The organism is Endozoicomonas sp. GU-1 (assembly GCF_027366395.1).
Classification (GTDB): domain Bacteria; phylum Pseudomonadota; class Gammaproteobacteria; order Pseudomonadales; family Endozoicomonadaceae; genus Endozoicomonas.
Genome location: NZ_CP114771.1, coordinates 5,933,878 through 5,951,477, shown reverse-complemented (window position 1 = coordinate 5,951,477; position 17,600 = coordinate 5,933,878). Strand labels below are relative to the sequence as shown.

Annotated in this window: 15 protein-coding genes; 4 read left to right on the top strand and 11 right to left on the bottom strand. The window is 45.7% G+C overall.

Annotation, left to right across the window (positions count from 1 at the left end; genetic code table 11):
- Positions 1–124: 124 nt before the first annotated feature.
- From O3276_RS24965 to O3276_RS24935, 7 genes are all read right to left on the bottom strand, one after another.
- Positions 125–493, bottom strand: coding sequence for an ankyrin repeat domain-containing protein (locus O3276_RS24965; RefSeq protein WP_269676057.1), 369 nt, complete (start codon positions 491–493; stop codon positions 125–127).
- Positions 480–2,423: an ankyrin repeat domain-containing protein gene (locus tag O3276_RS24960; protein WP_269673730.1), complete on the bottom strand. Its 1,944-nt coding sequence runs from the start codon at positions 2,421–2,423 to the stop codon at positions 480–482. The genes O3276_RS24965 and O3276_RS24960 overlap by 14 nt, the downstream gene beginning before the upstream one ends.
- Positions 2,424–2,427: 4 nt before the next feature.
- Complete coding sequence (locus O3276_RS24955) at positions 2,428–2,883, bottom strand: ankyrin repeat domain-containing protein (RefSeq protein WP_269673729.1); 456 nt, start codon at positions 2,881–2,883, stop codon at positions 2,428–2,430.
- Positions 2,774–3,214, bottom strand: coding sequence for an ankyrin repeat domain-containing protein (locus tag O3276_RS24950; protein WP_269676056.1), 441 nt, complete (start codon positions 3,212–3,214; stop codon positions 2,774–2,776). The genes O3276_RS24955 and O3276_RS24950 overlap by 110 nt, the downstream gene beginning before the upstream one ends.
- Positions 3,124–6,288 carry an ankyrin repeat domain-containing protein gene (locus O3276_RS24945; protein ID WP_269673728.1) on the bottom strand — a complete coding sequence of 1,055 codons (3,165 nt, stop codon included), beginning with the start codon at positions 6,286–6,288 and terminating at the stop codon, positions 3,124–3,126. Before O3276_RS24945 ends, O3276_RS24950 begins: the two co-directional genes overlap by 91 nt.
- 114 nt (positions 6,289–6,402) lie before the next feature.
- A complete protein-coding gene (locus O3276_RS24940) occupies positions 6,403–6,537 on the bottom strand; it encodes a hypothetical protein (protein WP_269673727.1) in 135 nt (44 codons plus the stop codon).
- A complete protein-coding gene (locus tag O3276_RS24935) occupies positions 6,534–7,568 on the bottom strand; it encodes an IS4 family transposase (RefSeq protein ID WP_269671929.1) in 1,035 nt (344 codons plus the stop codon). The genes O3276_RS24940 and O3276_RS24935 overlap by 4 nt, the downstream gene beginning before the upstream one ends.
- Before the next feature lie 145 nt (positions 7,569–7,713).
- On the opposite strand from O3276_RS24935, the gene O3276_RS24930 reads away from it, so the two are divergent.
- Complete coding sequence (locus O3276_RS24930; RefSeq protein ID WP_269673726.1) at positions 7,714–7,935, top strand: hypothetical protein; 222 nt, start codon at positions 7,714–7,716, stop codon at positions 7,933–7,935.
- Between the two features lie 361 nt (positions 7,936–8,296).
- Here the strand turns inward: O3276_RS24930 and O3276_RS24925 are convergent, their stop codons facing one another.
- Positions 8,297–11,416 (bottom strand): ankyrin repeat domain-containing protein, encoded by a 3,120-nt coding sequence (locus tag O3276_RS24925; RefSeq protein WP_269673725.1) that lies wholly within the window; start codon positions 11,414–11,416, stop codon positions 8,297–8,299.
- Between the two features lie 165 nt (positions 11,417–11,581).
- Here O3276_RS24925 and O3276_RS24920 point away from each other — a divergent pair, with 165 nt between their 5' ends.
- Complete coding sequence (locus O3276_RS24920; protein ID WP_269673724.1) at positions 11,582–11,767, top strand: hypothetical protein; 186 nt, start codon at positions 11,582–11,584, stop codon at positions 11,765–11,767.
- Positions 11,768–12,016: 249 nt separating this feature from the next.
- Here O3276_RS24920 and O3276_RS24915 read toward each other — a convergent pair whose 3' ends face one another.
- On the bottom strand, positions 12,017–12,139 hold the full coding sequence (locus O3276_RS24915; RefSeq protein ID WP_269673723.1) for an ankyrin repeat domain-containing protein: 123 nt from the start codon (positions 12,137–12,139) through the stop codon (positions 12,017–12,019).
- Positions 12,140–12,264: 125 nt separating this feature from the next.
- Here O3276_RS24915 and O3276_RS24910 point away from each other — a divergent pair, with 125 nt between their 5' ends.
- Positions 12,265–13,626 (top strand): ISNCY family transposase, encoded by a 1,362-nt coding sequence (locus tag O3276_RS24910; protein ID WP_269673722.1) that lies wholly within the window; start codon positions 12,265–12,267, stop codon positions 13,624–13,626.
- Between the two features lie 169 nt (positions 13,627–13,795).
- Here the strand turns inward: O3276_RS24910 and O3276_RS24905 are convergent, their stop codons facing one another.
- Positions 13,796–14,938, bottom strand: coding sequence for an ankyrin repeat domain-containing protein (locus O3276_RS24905; protein ID WP_269673721.1), 1,143 nt, complete (start codon positions 14,936–14,938; stop codon positions 13,796–13,798).
- Entirely contained in the window at positions 14,896–15,708 is an 813-nt protein-coding gene (locus O3276_RS24900) for an ankyrin repeat domain-containing protein (protein ID WP_269673720.1), read from the bottom strand. Before O3276_RS24900 ends, O3276_RS24905 begins: the two co-directional genes overlap by 43 nt.
- Positions 15,709–16,237: 529 nt before the next feature.
- Between O3276_RS24900 and O3276_RS24895 the strand changes: the two genes are divergently transcribed.
- Positions 16,238–17,491, top strand: a complete 1,254-nt coding sequence (locus tag O3276_RS24895) for an ISL3 family transposase (RefSeq protein WP_269671896.1) — start codon at positions 16,238–16,240, stop codon at positions 17,489–17,491.
- Positions 17,492–17,600: the final 109 nt, after the last annotated feature.

Genomic DNA, 17,600 nt, shown 5'->3' with positions numbered 1-17,600 from the left:
CAAGGCAATCAACTACTTGATCATTTATAAATACTTTTTCTTGATAGCGAATAGAACCATCTGATAAGTCAACTGGATTACTTTGACTGTGAGTATTTTCATTTTGGTCGTTGGTCTGACAGGCTTATCCTTTAAAATATTTGTTGAGATAATACTCACCTTTATCTTTGCGTTCACAGTCGTTGAGATTATCCCAGTCCTCCTGCAGAGCCTCTTGGCAAACAGAGTGTTTAGCCAAATCCAGGGGTTTATTGTTTTGCTTATCCTCATCATTGATATTAACTGGGTGTTTTCTTTGGTCTAGCAACCCTATCAGGCACTTAATATTATCTGCCTCGGCAGCCAAATGTAATGGTGTCTTGCCTTGGTTATCAGTAGCATTGATAAAAAGTGTGCCTTTATTTTCTTCTAGCAACCTTTTCAGGCACCGAATATTGTCTGCCTCGGCAGCCAAATGTAATGGTGTCTTGCCTTGGTTATCAGCAGCATTGATAATAAGTATGTCTTTTTTTTTCTTCTAGCAACCTTTTCAGGCACCGAATATTGTCTGCCTCGGCAGCCAAATGTAATGGTGTCTTGCCTTGGTTATCTTTGAGATTGATGTCTACGTCATCGAACTTGGAGAGTATGTGCTCAAGACATTTTTCATATCCTTGAACCTCCTTAGAACTATTGTGGTTCCAACATTTATCTTTAATGACATAGTGCAAAGCAGCCATACCACTATCCGGAACTGTGTGATTGATATTTATTGTTTTGTTAAACTTTTCATCAAAAAACCTTTCCAGGTAATCGTTTTTGCCATTAGCTGCAGCATACAGAAATAACCTCGAAAGCTGGTCACTATTTTGTTGTATTATATTTTTGGCTTTGATCAGTTTTATCAGGCCTTCGCTTTTGTTGTCATTATGAACAGTTAAAAATAGTGGTGAAACACCTTGTTTATTATTAGTATGGAAATATTTATGTATAGTTTTACCTTCTTTTTCACAGATCACTTGCAGAAATCTTATATTACCGTTAAAAACTGCATGGTGCAGCGGAGTATTACCGTACATGTCAGGTTCATTAATATCTTTAGAGCATTTGTCATTTTCTTTCAGCCAATTAATACTCTTCTCTGACATGGCTATACGATGCAGTAGCGTTATACCTTTGTTATTTTTCTCATGCAGATCAGCTTTAGCCTTTATCAGCTCTCTTACGCATGCATCATTAGCAGCCAGGAGCAGTGCCGTGTCACCATTTTCATCTTTAGCATTGATGCATGTTAATTCTTTGAGTTCTTCCAGTAGTAACTGAAGACAATTACTGTGCCCTTGTCCTTCCTCGGCTGCATAGTGCAGGGGTGTCCTCTTTCTGTGATCTTCAAGCTTGATGGATTTTTCCAGGTTCCCTTGCCTTTTTGCTTTCTTCAGAAATTTTTCCAGGTAATTTATGTTGCCTTTTTCTGCAGCGTAGTGCAGGAGTGTTTTACCGTCAGTGTCGTCCTGATCTTCCAGGCGTATCCTATTGACCAGTAACTCTGTAGTATCTTTGTTGTAATAATCTTTATCGATGGCTAATCGCAGGGCATGACTGATATTTTCGGGCGAGAAATGCTTAACGTACTGCTTACATAATTCTTCCAGAAATTCCTCATGCTCGCATAAAATTGGATAATGTAGAGGTGTTTTTCCATTCTTGTCAGTTTGGTTGATATTCTCTTTAGAGAATAGTTCTTTCAGACATGATTTGAAGCCCTTCTCAGCAACATAATGCAGCGGTGTTTTCCCACTGTCGTCAGTTTGGTTCATATTCACTTTAGAGATTAGATGTTCCAGACATTTTTCATGGCCATTCTCAGCAGCATAATGCAGTGCTGTTTTTCCATTGTTGTCAGTTTGGTTGATATTCTCTTTAAAGCTTAGAGTAAGCAGTTCCAAATAGTCGCCCTTCTCAGCCGCACAGTGCAGCTTTGTTTTCCCAAACTCATCAACGTCTTTGGCTTCCCCGGGGGACGGACATTCCTGCGGGAATACTATGCTGTCCTCCTCTGCAGCAGAATCAGCCAGAGCAGTTCTGTTTTCGCTGATAGCGGGTGACTCAATTGTTGACAGTTCCCATGGTGCCGGGTCAGCATCGGGGCCTTCATTTAACAGTTCCCGTGGTGCCAAGTCAGTATCGGAGCCTTCATTGAACAGTTCCCGTGGTGCCGGGTCAGTATCGGGGCCTTCATTGAATGACTTTTTACGAGAGTCAACCGCAGTTTTACTATCAGTCGGGGCAGGATCGTTAGTTGCAACAGAGCCAGCCTTAGCTGTTTTGTCAGCTTTTTTTTTTGTATCGTCGATCTTCACGTTGGTTGTGAGCGTACTGTTGTCTTTTTCATGATCGGCCAGGGAAACAGCAAAGTACGTTAATAACTTGTTGGTCTCTTTCAAGCCCTTAGCCAAATTGGCGCCGTTTCGCAATTCTTATCCTTAACTTTGGCCTGGGAGCGGTCAAAGGCTGCAATGTCTGGATGGCCTCTGTGTGGCCTTTTTCAGCAGCTTTGTCGAGAGCCGTAAAGCCATCTTCATCCTCCTCTTTGGCCAGGTCTTTGGCCAGGTAGGGGGTAAAGTCCAGCAATGTCCGGATGGCCTCTGTGTGGCCTTTAAAAGCAGCTTCGTGGAGAGCCGTGCCGCCATTGTCATCCTTATTTTTGACCAGTGAGGGGTCAAAGTTCAGCAATGTCCGGATGGCCTTTGTGTGGCCTTTAAAAGCAGCTTCGTGGAGAGCCGTGCGGCCATTGTTATCCTTCTTTTTGGCCAGGTCTTTGGCCAGGAGGGGGAGAGTCCAGCAATGTCCGGATGGCCTGTGTGTGGCCTTTAAAAGCAGCTTCGTGGAGAGCCCTGCCGCCATTGTGATCCTTCTCTTTGACCAGTGAGGGGTCAAAGTCCAGCAATGTCCGGATGGCCTCTGTGTGGCCTTTAAAAGCAGCTTCGTGGAGAGCCGTGCGGCCATTGTTATCCTTCTTTTTGGCCAGGGAGCGGTCAAAGTTCAGCAATGCCTGAATGGTCTCTGTTTGGTCTTTACGAGCAGCGAAGTGGAGAGCCGTTTGGCCATCGTTAGTCTTCTCTTTGGCCAGTGAGGGGGCAATGGTCAGCAATATCTGGATGGCCTCTGTTTGGCCACTATAAGAAGCAGCATAGTGGAGAGCCGTATCGCCAAACTTATTCTTCTCTTTGGCCAGGGAGGGGCAGTGGTCAGCAATATCTGGATGGCCTCTGTGAGGCCTCCAAGAGCAGCGACGTGGAGGACCGTTTGGCCATTGTTATCCTTCTCTTTAGCCAGGGATCGGTCAAATTTCAGCAATGCCTGGATGGCCTCTGTATGGCCTTCAAAAGAAGCTATATGGAGAGCTGTTAGGCCTTTTTTAGTCTTCTTTTTGGCCAGTGAGGGGTCAAAGTCCAGCAATGCCAGGATAGCCTCTGTGCGGCCTTTAAAAGCAGCGTTGTGGAGAGCCGTCATGCCATGGTTGCTCTTATCTTTGGCCAGTGAGCGGTCAAAGTTCAACAATGTCTGGATGGCCTCTGTTTGGCCTTTAGCAGCAGACCAGTGGAGAGCCGTTTCGGCATTGTTATCCTTCTCTTCGGCCAGTGAGGGGTCAAAGTCCAGCAATGCCTGGATGGCCACTGTTTGGCCACTATAAAAAGCAGCATAGTGGAGAGCCGTTTGGCCATCGTTAGTCTTCTCTTTGGCCAGTGAGGGGGCAATGGTCAGCAATATCTGGATGGCCTCTGTTTGGCCTTTAAGAGCAGCGGAGTGGAGAGCCGTTTGGCCATCGTTAGTCTTCTCTTTGGCCAGTGAGGGATCAAAGTTCAGCAATGCCTGGATGGCCTCTGTGTGGCCTTCAAAAGCAGCGTGGTGGAGAGCCGTTTGGCCATATTTATCCTTCTCTTTGGCCAGTGAGCGGTCAAAGTTCAACAATGTCTGGATGGCCTCTGTTTGGCCTTTCGCAGCAGACCAGTGGAGAGCCGTATCGCGATATTTATCCTTCTCTTTGGCCAGTGAGGGGTCAAAGTCCAGCAATGCCTGGATGGCCACTGTTTGGCCACTATAAACAGCATAGTGGAGAGCCGTTTGGCCATCGTTAGTCTTCTCTTTGGCCAGTGAGGGGTCAAAGTACAGCAATGTCTGGATGGCCTCTGTTTGGCCTTTAAGAGCAGCGGCATGGAGAACCGTTCGGCCATTCATATCCTTCTCTTTGGCCAGTGAGGGGTTAAAGTCCAGCAATGTCTGGATGGCCTCTGTTTGGCCTTTAAGAGCAGACCTGTGAAGAGCCGTTTCGCCAAACTTATTCTTCTCTTTGGCCAGGGAGCGGTCAAAGGCCAGCAATGCCTGGATGGCCTCTGTGTGGCCTTTTTCAGCAGCTTTGTAGAGAGCCGTCCAGCCAAGGTTACTCTTCTCTTTGGCAACTGCGGGGTCAAAGTCCAGCAATGTCTGGATGGCCTCTGTGTGGTCTTTAAGAGCAGCGGCATGGAGAGCCGTTTCGCCATTGTTATCCTTTTCTTTGGCCAGTGAGCGGTCAAAGTTCAGCAATGCCTGGATGGCCTCTGTTTGGCCATCATAAGCAGCGTAGTGGAGAGCCGTTTTGCCATCGTTATCCTTCTCTTTGGCCAGTGAGGGGTCAAAATCCAGCAATGTCTCGATGGCCTCTGTTTGGCCTTTACGAGCAGCGGCGTGGAGAGCCGTTTGGGCATCGTTAGTCTTCTCTTTGGCCAGTGAGGGGTCAAAGTCCAGCAATGTCTGGATGGCCTCTGTGTGGCCTTTAGCAGCAGACCAGTGGAGAGCCGTATCGCCAAACTTATTCTTCTCTTTGGCCAGGGAGCAGTCAAAGGCCAGCAATGTATTGATGGCCTCTGTGTGGCCTTTTTCAGCAGCGTAGTGGAGAGCCGTTTGGCCATTGTTATCCTTCTCTTTGGCCAGTGAGCGGTCAAAGTTCAGCAATGCCTGAATGGCCTCTGATTGGTCTTTACGAGCAGCGTAGTGGAGAGCCGTCAAGCCATATCTATCCTTCTCTTTGGCCAGTGAGCGGTCAAAGTTCAACAATGCCTGGATGGCTTCTGTGTGGCCATTACGAGCAGCGGCGTGAAGAGCCGTTTGGGCATCGTTAGTCTTCTCTTTGGCCAAGGAGCGGTCAAAGGCCAGCAATGTATTGATGGCCTCTGTGTGGCCTTCATCAGCAGCTTTGTAGAGTGCCGTCCAGCCATCGTCATCCTTCTCTTTGGCCAATGAGGGGGCAAAGTTCAGCAATGTCTGGCTGGCCTCTGTGTGGCCTTTAAAAGCAGCGACGTGGAGAGCCGTCTGGCCATATTTATCCTTCTCTTTGGCCAGGGAGGGGGCATGGGTCAGCAATGCTTGTATGGCCCCTGTTTCGCCTTTATGAGCAGCGAAGTGGAGAGCCGTCCAGCTATCGTTATCCCTCTCTTTGGCCAGTGAGGGGTCAAAGTTCAGCAATATCTGGATGGCCGCTGTTTGGCCATTATAAACAGCGTAGTGGAGAGGGATAGCCGTTTGGCCATTCTTGTTCTTCTCTTTGGCCAGGAAGGGGGCAATGGTCAGCAATGCCTTGATGGCCTTTATGTGGCCTTGACGAGCAGCTAAATGAAGAGCCGTTTCGTCATCGTTATTCTTCTCTTTGGCCAGGTAGGGAGCAATGTCCAGCAATGCCTGGACGGTCTCTGTGTTGCCTTGACGAGCAGCTTCGTGGAGAGCCGTATCACCATTGTTATTCTTGACATCAACCTGGATGCGCATGGGGGCAATTGCCTTAAATGCCCTGACGATCTCTGTGTGACCATTACGAGCAGCTAAGTGGAGAGGCGTACAGCCATCGTTCATCGGTTCATTGACTGGGGTTTGATAATTTTCCAGCAGCTCCTTGATAGACTCTATGTGGCCGTTCTGAGCGGCTATATGCAGGGGCGTAGCACCATCTGTATGTGTTTTGACATTGACATCCACTTTAAACATTCGGGATTCACAATAAGGTGATTCGTCGTCATCGACGCTTTCCCCGTCCTTACCAATCAGTGGCAGTGCCGGTTGCCCGCATTCACTGCATCGGCGTTTATTAAGACTTGTTTCACTCTGCTCATCAAGGTGTCGGGTGATGCACCCCAGGTGGAAAACGTGGGGTTCCGGTTTGCAAGATGTTTCGACCAGTGAGTGTCCACCAAATTGTCCTCTGATATGTTCGTCAGTTATACAGATAGAAGAACAATTAAAGCGGACATCTGCCCCGTTTCTACCGACACCATCCATCGCTTTAGCCTGCCATTTGACTCAAAACTTCGAGTAGGACAAAAAATCAGCAGGGTAAGTTCCACAAAAAAAACAGAATTTTTTCAACAAGAAGATTGTCGTTTAAATCAAAAGTCAGGCATGGAACCAATTTTCACTAAACAGTGATCGTTTATCCGGAATACAAGCAATGGCAACCACAAATATCTGGCAACAGTTCAAGGCGCTGATTACTGAAGGGGCGCGGGCACTGTACACGACAATTTTCATGAGGCTCTCTCCCACCTGGTCTCAAAGAGCAGTGCTACAGCCCCAAATAGCTCTTCCAGCCACGTATCAACATGATTCAAAATCCGGGCAAGATAATCCAGCCCTGCTCGGAAGATAGATTGTGCTTTTCGCCCATGGCTTTTTACCTTGATGGGCGTTGTTTCATTTATCCACTCACCTGTCTTATATGCCCAGCAAAAGGCTAATGCCAGAGTGCATAGCAATTTCGATATTTTATCTCGATCCTTCAGATGCGTGTCCTCAAGGTTAAAGCCCCGTCCTTTCATAGCCTGGAACATGGTTTCTATCTGCCATCTCTGGAGATAGTCACTAATGGCACGCCAGGGTTCGGCGTTACAGATCACCACCATCGGATCGCTCCCTTTTTTGGAGGCGGCAAGGTATACCATTTGCCCCCAGACTTTTCGTGGCTGCCGGATTGCCATAGTTTCGCCTGTTGACAGTGAAAATATTCTGGTTACTGGCAGTAACCTGTTTTGATGCTTATTGGGAACAAGCGTATTGTTGGGAACTCTGATGCAGAAGGGCCAGTTACCATGAACCAGATATTTCAGCCATTGTTTTCCTTTAAACTCTCTATCCATTAACAGGCGCTGTATGGCTTGCTCAGGGAAAATTTTTCGGAACCTCTTCAGCAGCTCAACGCGTTCAGTCGTATTCGAGCAACCTTTTTTGGGCAGGAGTGTCCATAAAATCGGGATAGACATTCCCTTGTAGTTTATTGCCAGAAACAGGATGTTGATTTTGAATATTCCAAACATCCAGTTAGTCCGATCCATGCTGAGCTGCCACCTGCCTTCCGGGGCGAACAGACTGGCAATTAATGTGGCCATGATGCTTTCATCAAAAACCACCTCGAGAAAAAAACGCTGAATCCTTCGGTAACAGGAAAGGGTCTGCGACCTTCCGGGGAAGGTGGTTGCAAGACTTGTGAAGTTTACGGTCTGTTTTTCCAGCAGCCCAAGTACGAGGAAAGCAAGGACGTTCAGGCGACACTTGTTCCATTTCAAATAGGTTCTAAACTGCGTGATGAGTAAGTCGGCGGGTTCCATTGTCGTGGGTCTTTTGAGCTAAAAAACTCAAGATAGTGAATCCTGCTGGCTTACTCCTAATTTAATTTTTGTCGTGTACAGTGGGGCGCGGGTTGTAGCCACCATGACCGCTAATAACGGCAATGGCACCAGTCAGGCAGAGCTTCGGGATGGTTCGGTTATTAACGTCAAAGGTGAATCTGAACGACATAGTACAGAATGCTTTGGACGCTATGTCTATGCTGAAAAAGCCACAGTAAATCTTCATCCTATTACTTCTTTCAGCACTTGTCGTATTTCAGGGAAAGGCCAGCGGTTCCCACAAAGAAGTCATCTAACCTATTGATAAATAAAGATTAAACCCAAAAAAGACTGCGATACTGTGTTTAAATATTCCATTAAATATCAATGGGTTAGCCTATTTTCGGGAATCGCTGGGGAAAGGCTACCTTCGGAAAACTCGGGGCCGGTCTTGATTCTTGACGCTTATTAATCCTGTTCTACTTTTACAGCTTCTTGATTATAAGCTGGGGGCATAAAAAGTGAGCAGTCCATTGAGAATTGAGTACGCAATTGCGCTGTACCAGGTGACTCCCCGGGGGAATAAACGTAAGTCTATTTATCGAGAAGAGTCTGACTTCAATCCGTTCCTGGATACCCTGGCTGAGGTTTGTGACCGCTTTAACTGGACAATAAAAACTCTAAAGTTAAATTTCAAAAATCGTCTTCAATGCTTCAGATAGATCTTTGAACTCTACCTGGCTGCCAGTTGAGTTGATCTGTAAACGGGCGGGGCTGTTTGATGACTCAAACCGGTCAAATTCAATTTGAATTTTCTGACCGCTCTTGATGTTATGCAGTAAATTGATGGGGCCACTGCAAACCTCAAAATTCTTTTCTAACAACAATGTGTCAATATCATCAGTTTCGTTGAGCCTTTTTAATTCATTGTGAATTTTATTGATGACGCTATCGAATTTTTTGGATGCTATTTTTTCAGGTTGTTCTGCTACTTCGCTACTAAGATTTTTCTGCATTTTTTCTGCGGTGTTAACAACTTCCTTCTGAAGCTCCTTCTGAAGTTCCTCCTGAAGTTTTTTCTTACTAGTGTTAACAGCATCAGAAATTATCTTAAGCGAGCCTTGTAAATTCGCATGTTCAATAATTCCCTCAATAAAGTCTAATGGTATTAGGCCAAAAGTGTCTTTAATTGGAGCTACGAAAAAATTACGCACCATTTTTGGCAGATCACAATCAGCCAGGCATAACTTTATATTCACACCGACTCTGGCTTTTGATTGCACTTTTTCGTCAATGCTTTTTGCCGTAAAATGAAATCTTTCATATTTATCCAAGAATTCAATAATTTTATCTTTGGTGCCTTCAATATGGAAAGGATAGCCATCCAGTGATAAATTATTATTAAGTTCAAATCCAGGCATAAATTGTACGGGAGCGTAGATTTGTTTCAGGCCTTTAGGATTTACGGTATTGGGGTTTCCTCTAACTTCGGAATAGCCAAAAATTGCATCTTCATGGCTGCCTTTAATAATTTTATCAAGAAAATCCTTTGCTAAAACAAAAAAGGAGTCAACTTCAGGGCAAGGAGCAAAATTCAAATCTGGATGCTTTACTTTAATTTCATCAAGCCGATCAACTACTTGATCATTTATAAATACTTTTTCTTGATAGCGAATAGAACCATCTGATAAGTCAACTGGATTACTTTGACTGTGAGTATTTTCATTTTGGTCATTGGTCTGACAGGCTTGTCCTTCAAAATATTTGTTGAGATAATACTCGCCTTTATCTTTGCGTTCACAGTCGTTGAGATTATTCCAGTCCTCCTGCAGAGCCTCTTGGCAAACAGAGTGTTTAGCCAAATCCAGGGGTTTATTGTTTTGCTTATCCTTAGCATTGATATTAACTGGGTGTTTAATTTGGTTTAGCAACCCTATCAGGCACTTAATATTATCTGCCTCGGCAGCCAAATGTAATGGTGTCTTGCCTTGGTTATCTGGGAGATTGATGTCTACGTCATCGAACTTGGAGAGTATGTGCTCAAGACATTTTTCATATCCTTGAACCTCCTTAGAACTATTGTAGTTCCAACATTTATCTATAATGACATAGTGCAAAGCAGCCATACCACTATGCCGAACTGTGTGATTGATATCTATTGTTTTGTTAAACTTTTTATCAAAAAACCTTTCCAGGCAATCGTTTTTGCCATTAGCTGCAGCATACAGAAATAATCTCGAAAGCTGGTAACTATCTTGTATTATATTTTTGGTTTTGATCAGTTTTATCAGGCCTTCGTTTTTGTTGTCATTATGAATGGTTAAAAGTAGTGGTGAAACACCTTGTTTATTATTAGTATGGAAATATTTATGTATAGTTTTACCTTCTTTTTCACAGATCACTTGCAGAAATCTTATATTACCGTAAAAAGCTGCATGGTGCAGCGGAGTATTACCGTCCATGTCAGGTTCATTAATATCTTTAGAGCATTTGTAATTTTCTTTCAGCCAATTAATTCTCTTCTCCGACATGGCTATACGATGCAGTAGCGTTATACCTTTGTTATTTTTCTCATGCACATCAGCTTTAGCCTTTATCAGCTCTCTTACGCATGCCTCAGTAGCAGCCAGGAGCAGTGGCGTGTCACCATTTTCATCTTTAGCATTGATGCATGTTAATCCCTTGTGTTCTTTCTTCAGTAGTAACTGAAGACAACTACTGTGTCCTTGTCCTTCCTCGGCTGCATAGTGCAGGGGTGTCCTCTTTCTCTGATCTTTAAGGTTGATGGATTTTTCCAGGTTCCCTTCCCTTTTCGCTTTCTCCAGAAATTTTTCCAGGTAATTTTTGTTGCCTTTTTCTGCAGCGTAGTGCAGGAGTGTTTTACCGTCAGTTTGGTCCTGACCTTCCAGGCGTATCCAATTGACCAGTAACTCTGTACCTTTGTTGTCATAATTTTCATCGATGGCTAATCGCAGGGCATGATTAATATTTTTGGGCGAGAGATCCATATATTTTTCACATATTTTTTCCAGACATTCCTCATTCTTTTTTAAAATTGCATAATGTAGCGCTGTTTTTCCACTGTTGTCAGTTTGGTTGATATTCTCTTTAGAGAATAGATATGGCAGACATTGTATGTGGCCCTTATCAGCAGCATAATGCAGCGCTGTTTTTCCACTGTTGTCAGTTTGGTTGATATTCTCTTTAAAGCTTAGAAAATACAGTTCCAAAAAGTCGCCCTTCTCAGCCGCACGGTGCAGCTTTGTTTTCCCAAGCTCATCAACGTCTTTGGCTTCCCCGGGGGGCGGATATTCCTGCGGGAATACTATGCCGTCCTCCTCAGCAGCAGAATCAGCCAGAGCAGTTCTGTTTTCGCTGATAGCGGGTGACTCAATTGTTGACAGTTCCCGTGGTGTCGGGTCAGTATCTGGGCCTTCATTAAATGACTTTTTACGAGAGTCAACCGCAGTTTTACTATTTGTATGTGTTTTGACATTGACATCCACTTTAAGCCTTCGGGATTCACAATAAGGTGATTTGTCGTCATCGACGCTTTCCTCGTCCTTACGAATCAGTGGCAGTGCCGGTTGCCCGCATTCACTGCATCGGCGTTTATGAAGACTTGTTTCACTCTGCTTGTCAAGGTGTCGGGTGATACACCCCAGGTGGAAAACGTGGGGTTCCGGTTTGCAAGATGTTTCGACCAGTGAGTGTCCACCAAATTGTCCTCTGATATGTTCATCAGTTATACAGATAGAAGAACAATTAAAGCGGACATCTGCCCCGTTTCTACCGATACCATCCATCGCTTTAGCCTGCCATTTGACTCAAAACTACGAGTACGACAAAAAATCAGCAGGGTAAGTTCCACAAAAAATAGAATTTTTAACAAGAAGATTGTCGTTTAAATTAAAAGTCAGGCATGGAACCAATTTTTACTAGACAATGAACGTTTATCCGGAATGCAAACAATGGCATCCACGAATATCTGGCAACAGTTCAAGGCGCTGATTACTGAAGAGGCGCAGGTTGTAGCCACCATGACCGCTAATAACGGCAATGGCACCAGTCAGGCAAAGCTTCGGCGTGGTTCGGTTATTAACGTTAAAGGTGAATCTGTGGGTGTTGGCCAGGAGGCATTTATTCAGAAAAGATAAAGGTACTGTGCCGCGCCTGGCGCAGTATGAGGTGGAGGTTTGAAATAATCAAGAATCGGTTCTCCGCTCAATTTTATTGCTCACTTTAGAAGGCAGCTCAATGGTTGGGCTCCATAGTCTTCAAGAAAGTCTTCAAGAAAGTCTTCAAGAAAGTCTTCAAGAAGTTTCTTGCACTCTGTGCGGCCAAACATGATAGCCAAGTCGAGAGCCGTTTCGCCATATTTATCATTCTTTTTGGCCAGGGAGGGGTCAAAGCAATGTCTGGATGGCCTCTGTGTGGCCTTTAAAAGAAGCTATTTGGAGAGCCGTGCGGCCATTGACATCCTTCTCTTTAGCCAGGGAGGGGTCAATGGTTAGCAAGTTCTCGTCCAAAAACACAACCAATTGAAAACTGTAGATTTTATTCTGAAAAATTAAGTGGAGCCCTACTGCTATCTGGCGACTAAACTTCCCAAGACCAAGAAACATAAGGGATTGCCAAAAACAGAGGGCTCCAAATGCGCAAAAAACGCAATTTGCAGTGTAGTATGGAACTCCATTACGTACCTCATGAAATCTGCTCCCAGCTTTCCGGTATCTCGCAATGGCTTGATGCCCATCCACAGTTCAATGACTGGATTTATGAGGACTTAAGTTCTGGTGATAAACAGAACACTGGGCGGAACGGACTATCAGCAGAATCCGTTCTTCGTGCGGCACTTCTGAAACAGTATTTGAATTGTGATTATGACTACTTGTCGTTTGTTTTGATGGACTCCATGCTCTTTCGAGACTTTTGTCGCCTCGAACCAAACCAGCGCCCCAGTCGCTCCAGTTTGCATGGGCTCATCAGCCTTCTTACTGCATCTACATGGGAGCGGATTAATAACTGTCAGCTAATGACCGCTAAAGATCAGGGTATTGAAAAAGGGCGTACTGTGGCTATTGACAGCACAGTCACCGAATCGGATATCAAACCTCCCTGCGACAGTGATCTTTTAGCCAGTTCCGTTAAAGAAATTTGTCGTCTGCTGGAACGGGGACAAACACTGACAGCGACACCGCTTTATGAATATACCCATCACAACCGAGCCGTAAAAGATGCGGCCAGAAAATGCATCTACTCTGGTAAAGAAGAGCGGCAACAGCATTATAAAAAACTGCTGCAGTTGACCCGAAAATCCCGGAAGGTGCTTATCGAAGCCACTGTCAAGCTTGCAGACGCCCGTCAGCAGGGGCAGTGTCTCCTGGCTGATGATGCCGACAAGTGGCAGGCCGATGTGGATCACCTGTTACCCCTGGTGGATGTAATAGTCTCCCAGACAGAGCGCAGGGTCTTTAAGGGTGAAAAGGTGCCAGCCCAGGAGAAAGTGGTTAGCCTGTATGAACCCCATACGGATATCATCGTAAAAGACAGGCGACAAGTGCAGTACGGCCATAAACTGAACCTGGTTCAGGGAAAAAGTCGATTGATCCTGGACCTGGTTATTGAGGAAGGTAACCCAGCGGATTCGGACCGATTCATTCCGATGATGGAAAGACAAAAAGAAATTTATGGTCGTGTACCTCGCCAGACAAGCGGTGACGGTGGATACGCGTGTCGAGTAAATTTGGAAAAAGCCAAGGCTATGGGAATCAGCGATGTGGCTTTTAATAAGAAGCGCGGACTTGAAGTCGAAGAGATGACTAAAAGTCAGTATGTGTATAAAACGCTCTTTCGCTTCCGGGCAGGTATTGAAGCGGGAATTTCGTGGCTAAAGAGATGTTTTGGGCTATCACGTTGCCACTGCAAGGGTTCTGAGCGTTTTGACTCTCATTGTTGGTTATCGGTGGTCTGTTACAACCTGGTGATTCTGGCCAGGCACCCGGCACCATCCTGATAGCCACCTCCACGCTACATCAAAGTACCTTTCCAGCATGGTGGGAGGATGTTTTCTGCCTGCTTTTTGCGTTTTTCTCCAATATCCGTCCCAGATTAGAGAAAAAAAAGGAGGTTTTTTTCTGGATCGCTGGAATTTCAGGAAATATTAAAACGTACGTATAGTCCGATTATGATTGGCTGATGCGTTTTTGGACGAGAACTAGCAATGTCTGGATGGCCTCTGTGTGGCCCGAAAGAGCAGCTGTGTGGAGAGCCGTGCGGCCAATGCTATTCTTCTCTTTGGCCAGGGAGGGGGCAAAGTCCAGCAATGTCTGGATGGCCTCTGTGTGGCCTTTAAGAGCAGCGTCGTGGAGAGCCGTTTCGCCAGAACGATCCTTCTCTTTGGCCAGTGAGCGGTCAATCTCCAGCAATTTCTGGATGGCCTCTGTGTGGCCAGAAAGAGCAGCTGTGTGGAGAGCCGTGCGGCCATTGTTATCCTTCTCTTTAGCCAGGTAGGGGGCAATGGTTAGCAATGTCTGGATGGCCTCTGTGTGGCCTTTAAGAGAAGCTAGGTGGAGAGCCGTTTCGCCAACAAAAGGATCCTTCTCTTTGGCCAGGTAGGGGGCAATGGTTAGCAATGTCTGGATGGCCTCTGTGTGGCCGTTTTCAGCAGCTTTGTGGAGAGCCGTTTCGCCAACAAAACGATCCTTCTCTTTGGCCAGGGAGTTCTCAATCTCCAGCAATTTCTGGATGGCCTTTGTGTGGCCGTTTTCAGCAGCTTTGTGGAGAGCCGTCCTGCCAAGGTTATCCTTCTCTTTGGCCAGGGAGCGGTCAAAGTCCAGCAATGTCTGGATGGCCTCTGTGTGGTTCCCAGAAGCAGCTAAGTGGAGAGCCGTATTGCCACGTTTATCCTTCTCTTTAGCCAGTGAGGGGTCAAAGTTCAGCAATGTCTGGATGGCCTCTGTGTGGTCCCCAGAAGCAGCCAAGTGGAGAGCCGTACAGCCATCGTTCATCTGTTCATTGACTGGGGTTTGATAATTTTTCAGCAGCTCCTTGACGGACTCTACGTGGCCGTTCTGAGCGGCCATATGCAGGGGCGTAGCACCATCTATATGTGTTTTGACATTGACATCCACTTTCTTATCAAGCAGTTTTCTCAGGCAATCGGTTTGTCCCCAACAAGCGGCTAAATGCAATGCCGTATTGCCGCTGTTATCAGCAATATTGAAATCCGCTCTTTCAAGCAAATAAGTCAGGTGATCTGATTTGCCCCAAAGGGCCGCTATCATTAAAGGTGTGATACCGTCGTTATCACGGGCATTAAAGTCCACCCCTCTGTTATCAGTAAGCTCACGCAGACACCCAATGTCGTTTTCTTTTTCGATGGTATAGTGTTCGAAAGTTTGCCGTTAATAAGGGTTCCAGTGATATCTATGCCCATGGCAGCACATTGTTGACGGCCCTTGGTTTTGCTGATTTTGGTGGCTATATGCAGGGCTGTTTCGCCGTTATTATTGGTGGCATTTACCTTCGCTCCCTTTTCAATGAGTTTTTTCAGGCATGTTTTATCCCCATTGGCAGCGGTGATATGCAGCGGTGTTTGACCTTCCCCATCGGCGGCATTGACATCGGCACCGTGGTCGATCAAAGTCCGGGCTAAATCCGTATGCTGGTGCTTTAAGGCGACAGCTAACAGGTATTCAGGGTGACCGGTGAGCGCCGAGCGGTAAGGCTGGTTGGCCAACGTCTTGTCTTTGTCCAGATAACAGTTCAGCTTGCTCAGATTACCGCTACGGCAGACATTAAGCATTCGGGATTCACAATAAGGTGATTCGTCGTCATCGACGCTTTCCTCGTCCTTACGAATCAGTGGCAGTGCCGTTTGCTCGCATTCACTGCATCGGCGTTTATCAAGACTTGTTTCACTCTGCTCATCAAGGTGCCGGGTGATGCATCCCAGGTGGAAAATGTGACCTTGCGGTTTACAAGAGGTTTCCACCAGTGAGTGTCCACCAAATTGCCCTCTGATATGTCCATTATTTATACAGATAGAAGAACAATTAAAGCGGACATCTGCCCCGTTTCTACCGACACCATCCATCGCTTTAGCCTGCCATTTGTCTCAAAACTTCCTGTACGACAAAAAATCAGCGGGGTAAGTTCCACAAAAAAACAGAATTTTTTAATAATAAGATTGTCGTTTAACCGTTAAATAAAAAGTCAGGTATGGAACTAATTTTCACTAGACAGTAATCGTTTATCCGGAATACAAGCAATGGCAACCACAAATATCTGGCAACAGTTCAAGTCAAGGCGCTGATTACAGAAGGGGCGCGGGTTGTAGCCACCATGACCGCTAAAAACGGCAATGGCACCAGTTAGACAAAGCTTAGGGATGGTTCGGTTATTAACGTCAAAGGTGAATCTGTAGGTGTTGGCCAGAAGGCGTTTATTCAGAAGAGATAAAAGTTACTGCGCCACGCCTGGCGCAGTATGAGGTGGAGGTTTGAAATAATCGGCTCTTCAGGGATAACTGTGGGTAGAAATCAACAAATTTGAAAAAAAAAGCACCAGCGGCTGATTTCAGGTATGTTTTTATTTGCAGACAAAAACAAGAAGAAACGCCGCTGATGCTGATAAAAACTATCCTCAATAAAGTTCATAAACTCAAGTCATTTGTTTATCAGGATGTAAAACTCGGTCTCTATCAAGGCTCTGAAGTATTCAATGTCATCGTGGTCCCACGCAAGAACGGCCATGCTATTTGCTCAGGATGTCAGCAACCAGCTCCGGGCTATGACCGTCTTGCTGAACGTCGTTTCGAGTTTGTCCCTCTCTGGGGAATCAGGGTTTTTCTGCTCTACAAAATGCGTAGGGTTGAATGCAAGACATGTGGCGTAAAGGTTGAGCAGGTTCCATGGGCTGAAGGCAAGAAGGAACTCACCAAAGTTTACATGCAGTTTCTGGCAAACTGGGCTAGAAAGCTCTCCTGGAAGGAGGTCGCCCGTACTTTCAATACCTCGTGGGAGAAGGTCTTCCATGCTGTTGAGTATGTGGTTGAGTGGGGCAAGAAGCATCGTTCACTTGATAATATCAAGGCCATTGGTGTTGATGAGGTGGCGTATCAGATCGGCCATAAATACTTGACTGTTGTCTACCAGATTGATCGCGACTGTACACGGCTACTATGGGTTGGTCAGGAGCGTACCGAAGCTACGATTCGCAGCTTCTTCGCTTTCCTGGGTACACAGCGTAGCCAGCGGTTGGAGTATGTCTGTTCTGATATGTGGCAACCCTACGTAAAAGCGATTGCGGTGTTTGCCAGCCAAGCATTACATATTCTGGATCGCTTTCATATCGTTGCCATGCTGAATAAGGCCATTGATGAAGTCAGGACCACGGAACACAAACAGCTTCAGGCAGATGGTTATGAACCGGTGCTGAAAAAAACACGCTGGTGTCTGCTCAAGCGAAAAGAGAACCTGACCGAGAAAGAAGAGATCAAGCTGAACACAGTGCTTCAGTACAACCTCAAAAGTGTCAGAGCCTATCTTCTCAGAGAAGAGTTCCAAGTGTTCTGGGACTACATTTCACCACACTGGGCAGGAAAATACCTGGACCGGTGGTGTACAAGAGTGATGCGATCAAAGATAGAACCGATGAAGAAAGTTGCTAAAACTGTTCGACGACACAAGCCACTTATCCTGAACTGGTTCAAGGCGAAAAAGGCGTATTCCAGCGGTATCGTTGAGGGTCTGAACACCAAGATAAAACTCACTACGAGAAAATCATACGGTTTCAGAACCTACAGATGTGCGGAAATTGCGTTATATCATGCGCTTGGCAAGTTACCTGAACCGGAAATGACCCACAGATTTTACTGACGAGGCAATTTTATTGCTCACTTTAGAAGGCAGTCCGATGGTTGGGCTACATAGTCTTCAAGAAAGTCTTCAAGAAGTCTCTTGCACTCTGTGCGGCCAAACATGATAG

Bases quoted from the DNA above. Each gene is read 5' to 3' on its own strand.
- O3276_RS24930 (WP_269673726.1), top strand. From the start codon at position 7,714: ATGACCGCTAATAACGGCAATGGCACCAGTCAGGCAGAGCTTCGGGAT.
- O3276_RS24945 (WP_269673728.1), bottom strand. From the start codon at position 6,288: ATGGATGGTGTCGGTAGAAACGGGGCAGATGTCCGCTTTAATTGTTCT.
- O3276_RS24920 (WP_269673724.1), top strand. From the start codon at position 11,582: ATGGCATCCACGAATATCTGGCAACAGTTCAAGGCGCTGATTACTGAA.
- O3276_RS24895 (WP_269671896.1), top strand. From the start codon at position 16,238: ATGCTGATAAAAACTATCCTCAATAAAGTTCATAAACTCAAGTCATTT.
- O3276_RS24910 (WP_269673722.1), top strand. From the start codon at position 12,265: ATGCGCAAAAAACGCAATTTGCAGTGTAGTATGGAACTCCATTACGTA.
- O3276_RS24940 (WP_269673727.1), bottom strand. From the start codon at position 6,537: ATGAAAATTGTCGTGTACAGTGCCCGCGCCCCTTCAGTAATCAGCGCC.
- O3276_RS24955 (WP_269673729.1), bottom strand. From the start codon at position 2,883: ATGGCGGCAGGGCTCTCCACGAAGCTGCTTTTAAAGGCCACACACAGG.
- O3276_RS24900 (WP_269673720.1), bottom strand. From the start codon at position 15,708: ATGGATGGTGTCGGTAGAAACGGGGCAGATGTCCGCTTTAATTGTTCT.
- O3276_RS24925 (WP_269673725.1), bottom strand. From the start codon at position 11,416: ATGGATGGTATCGGTAGAAACGGGGCAGATGTCCGCTTTAATTGTTCT.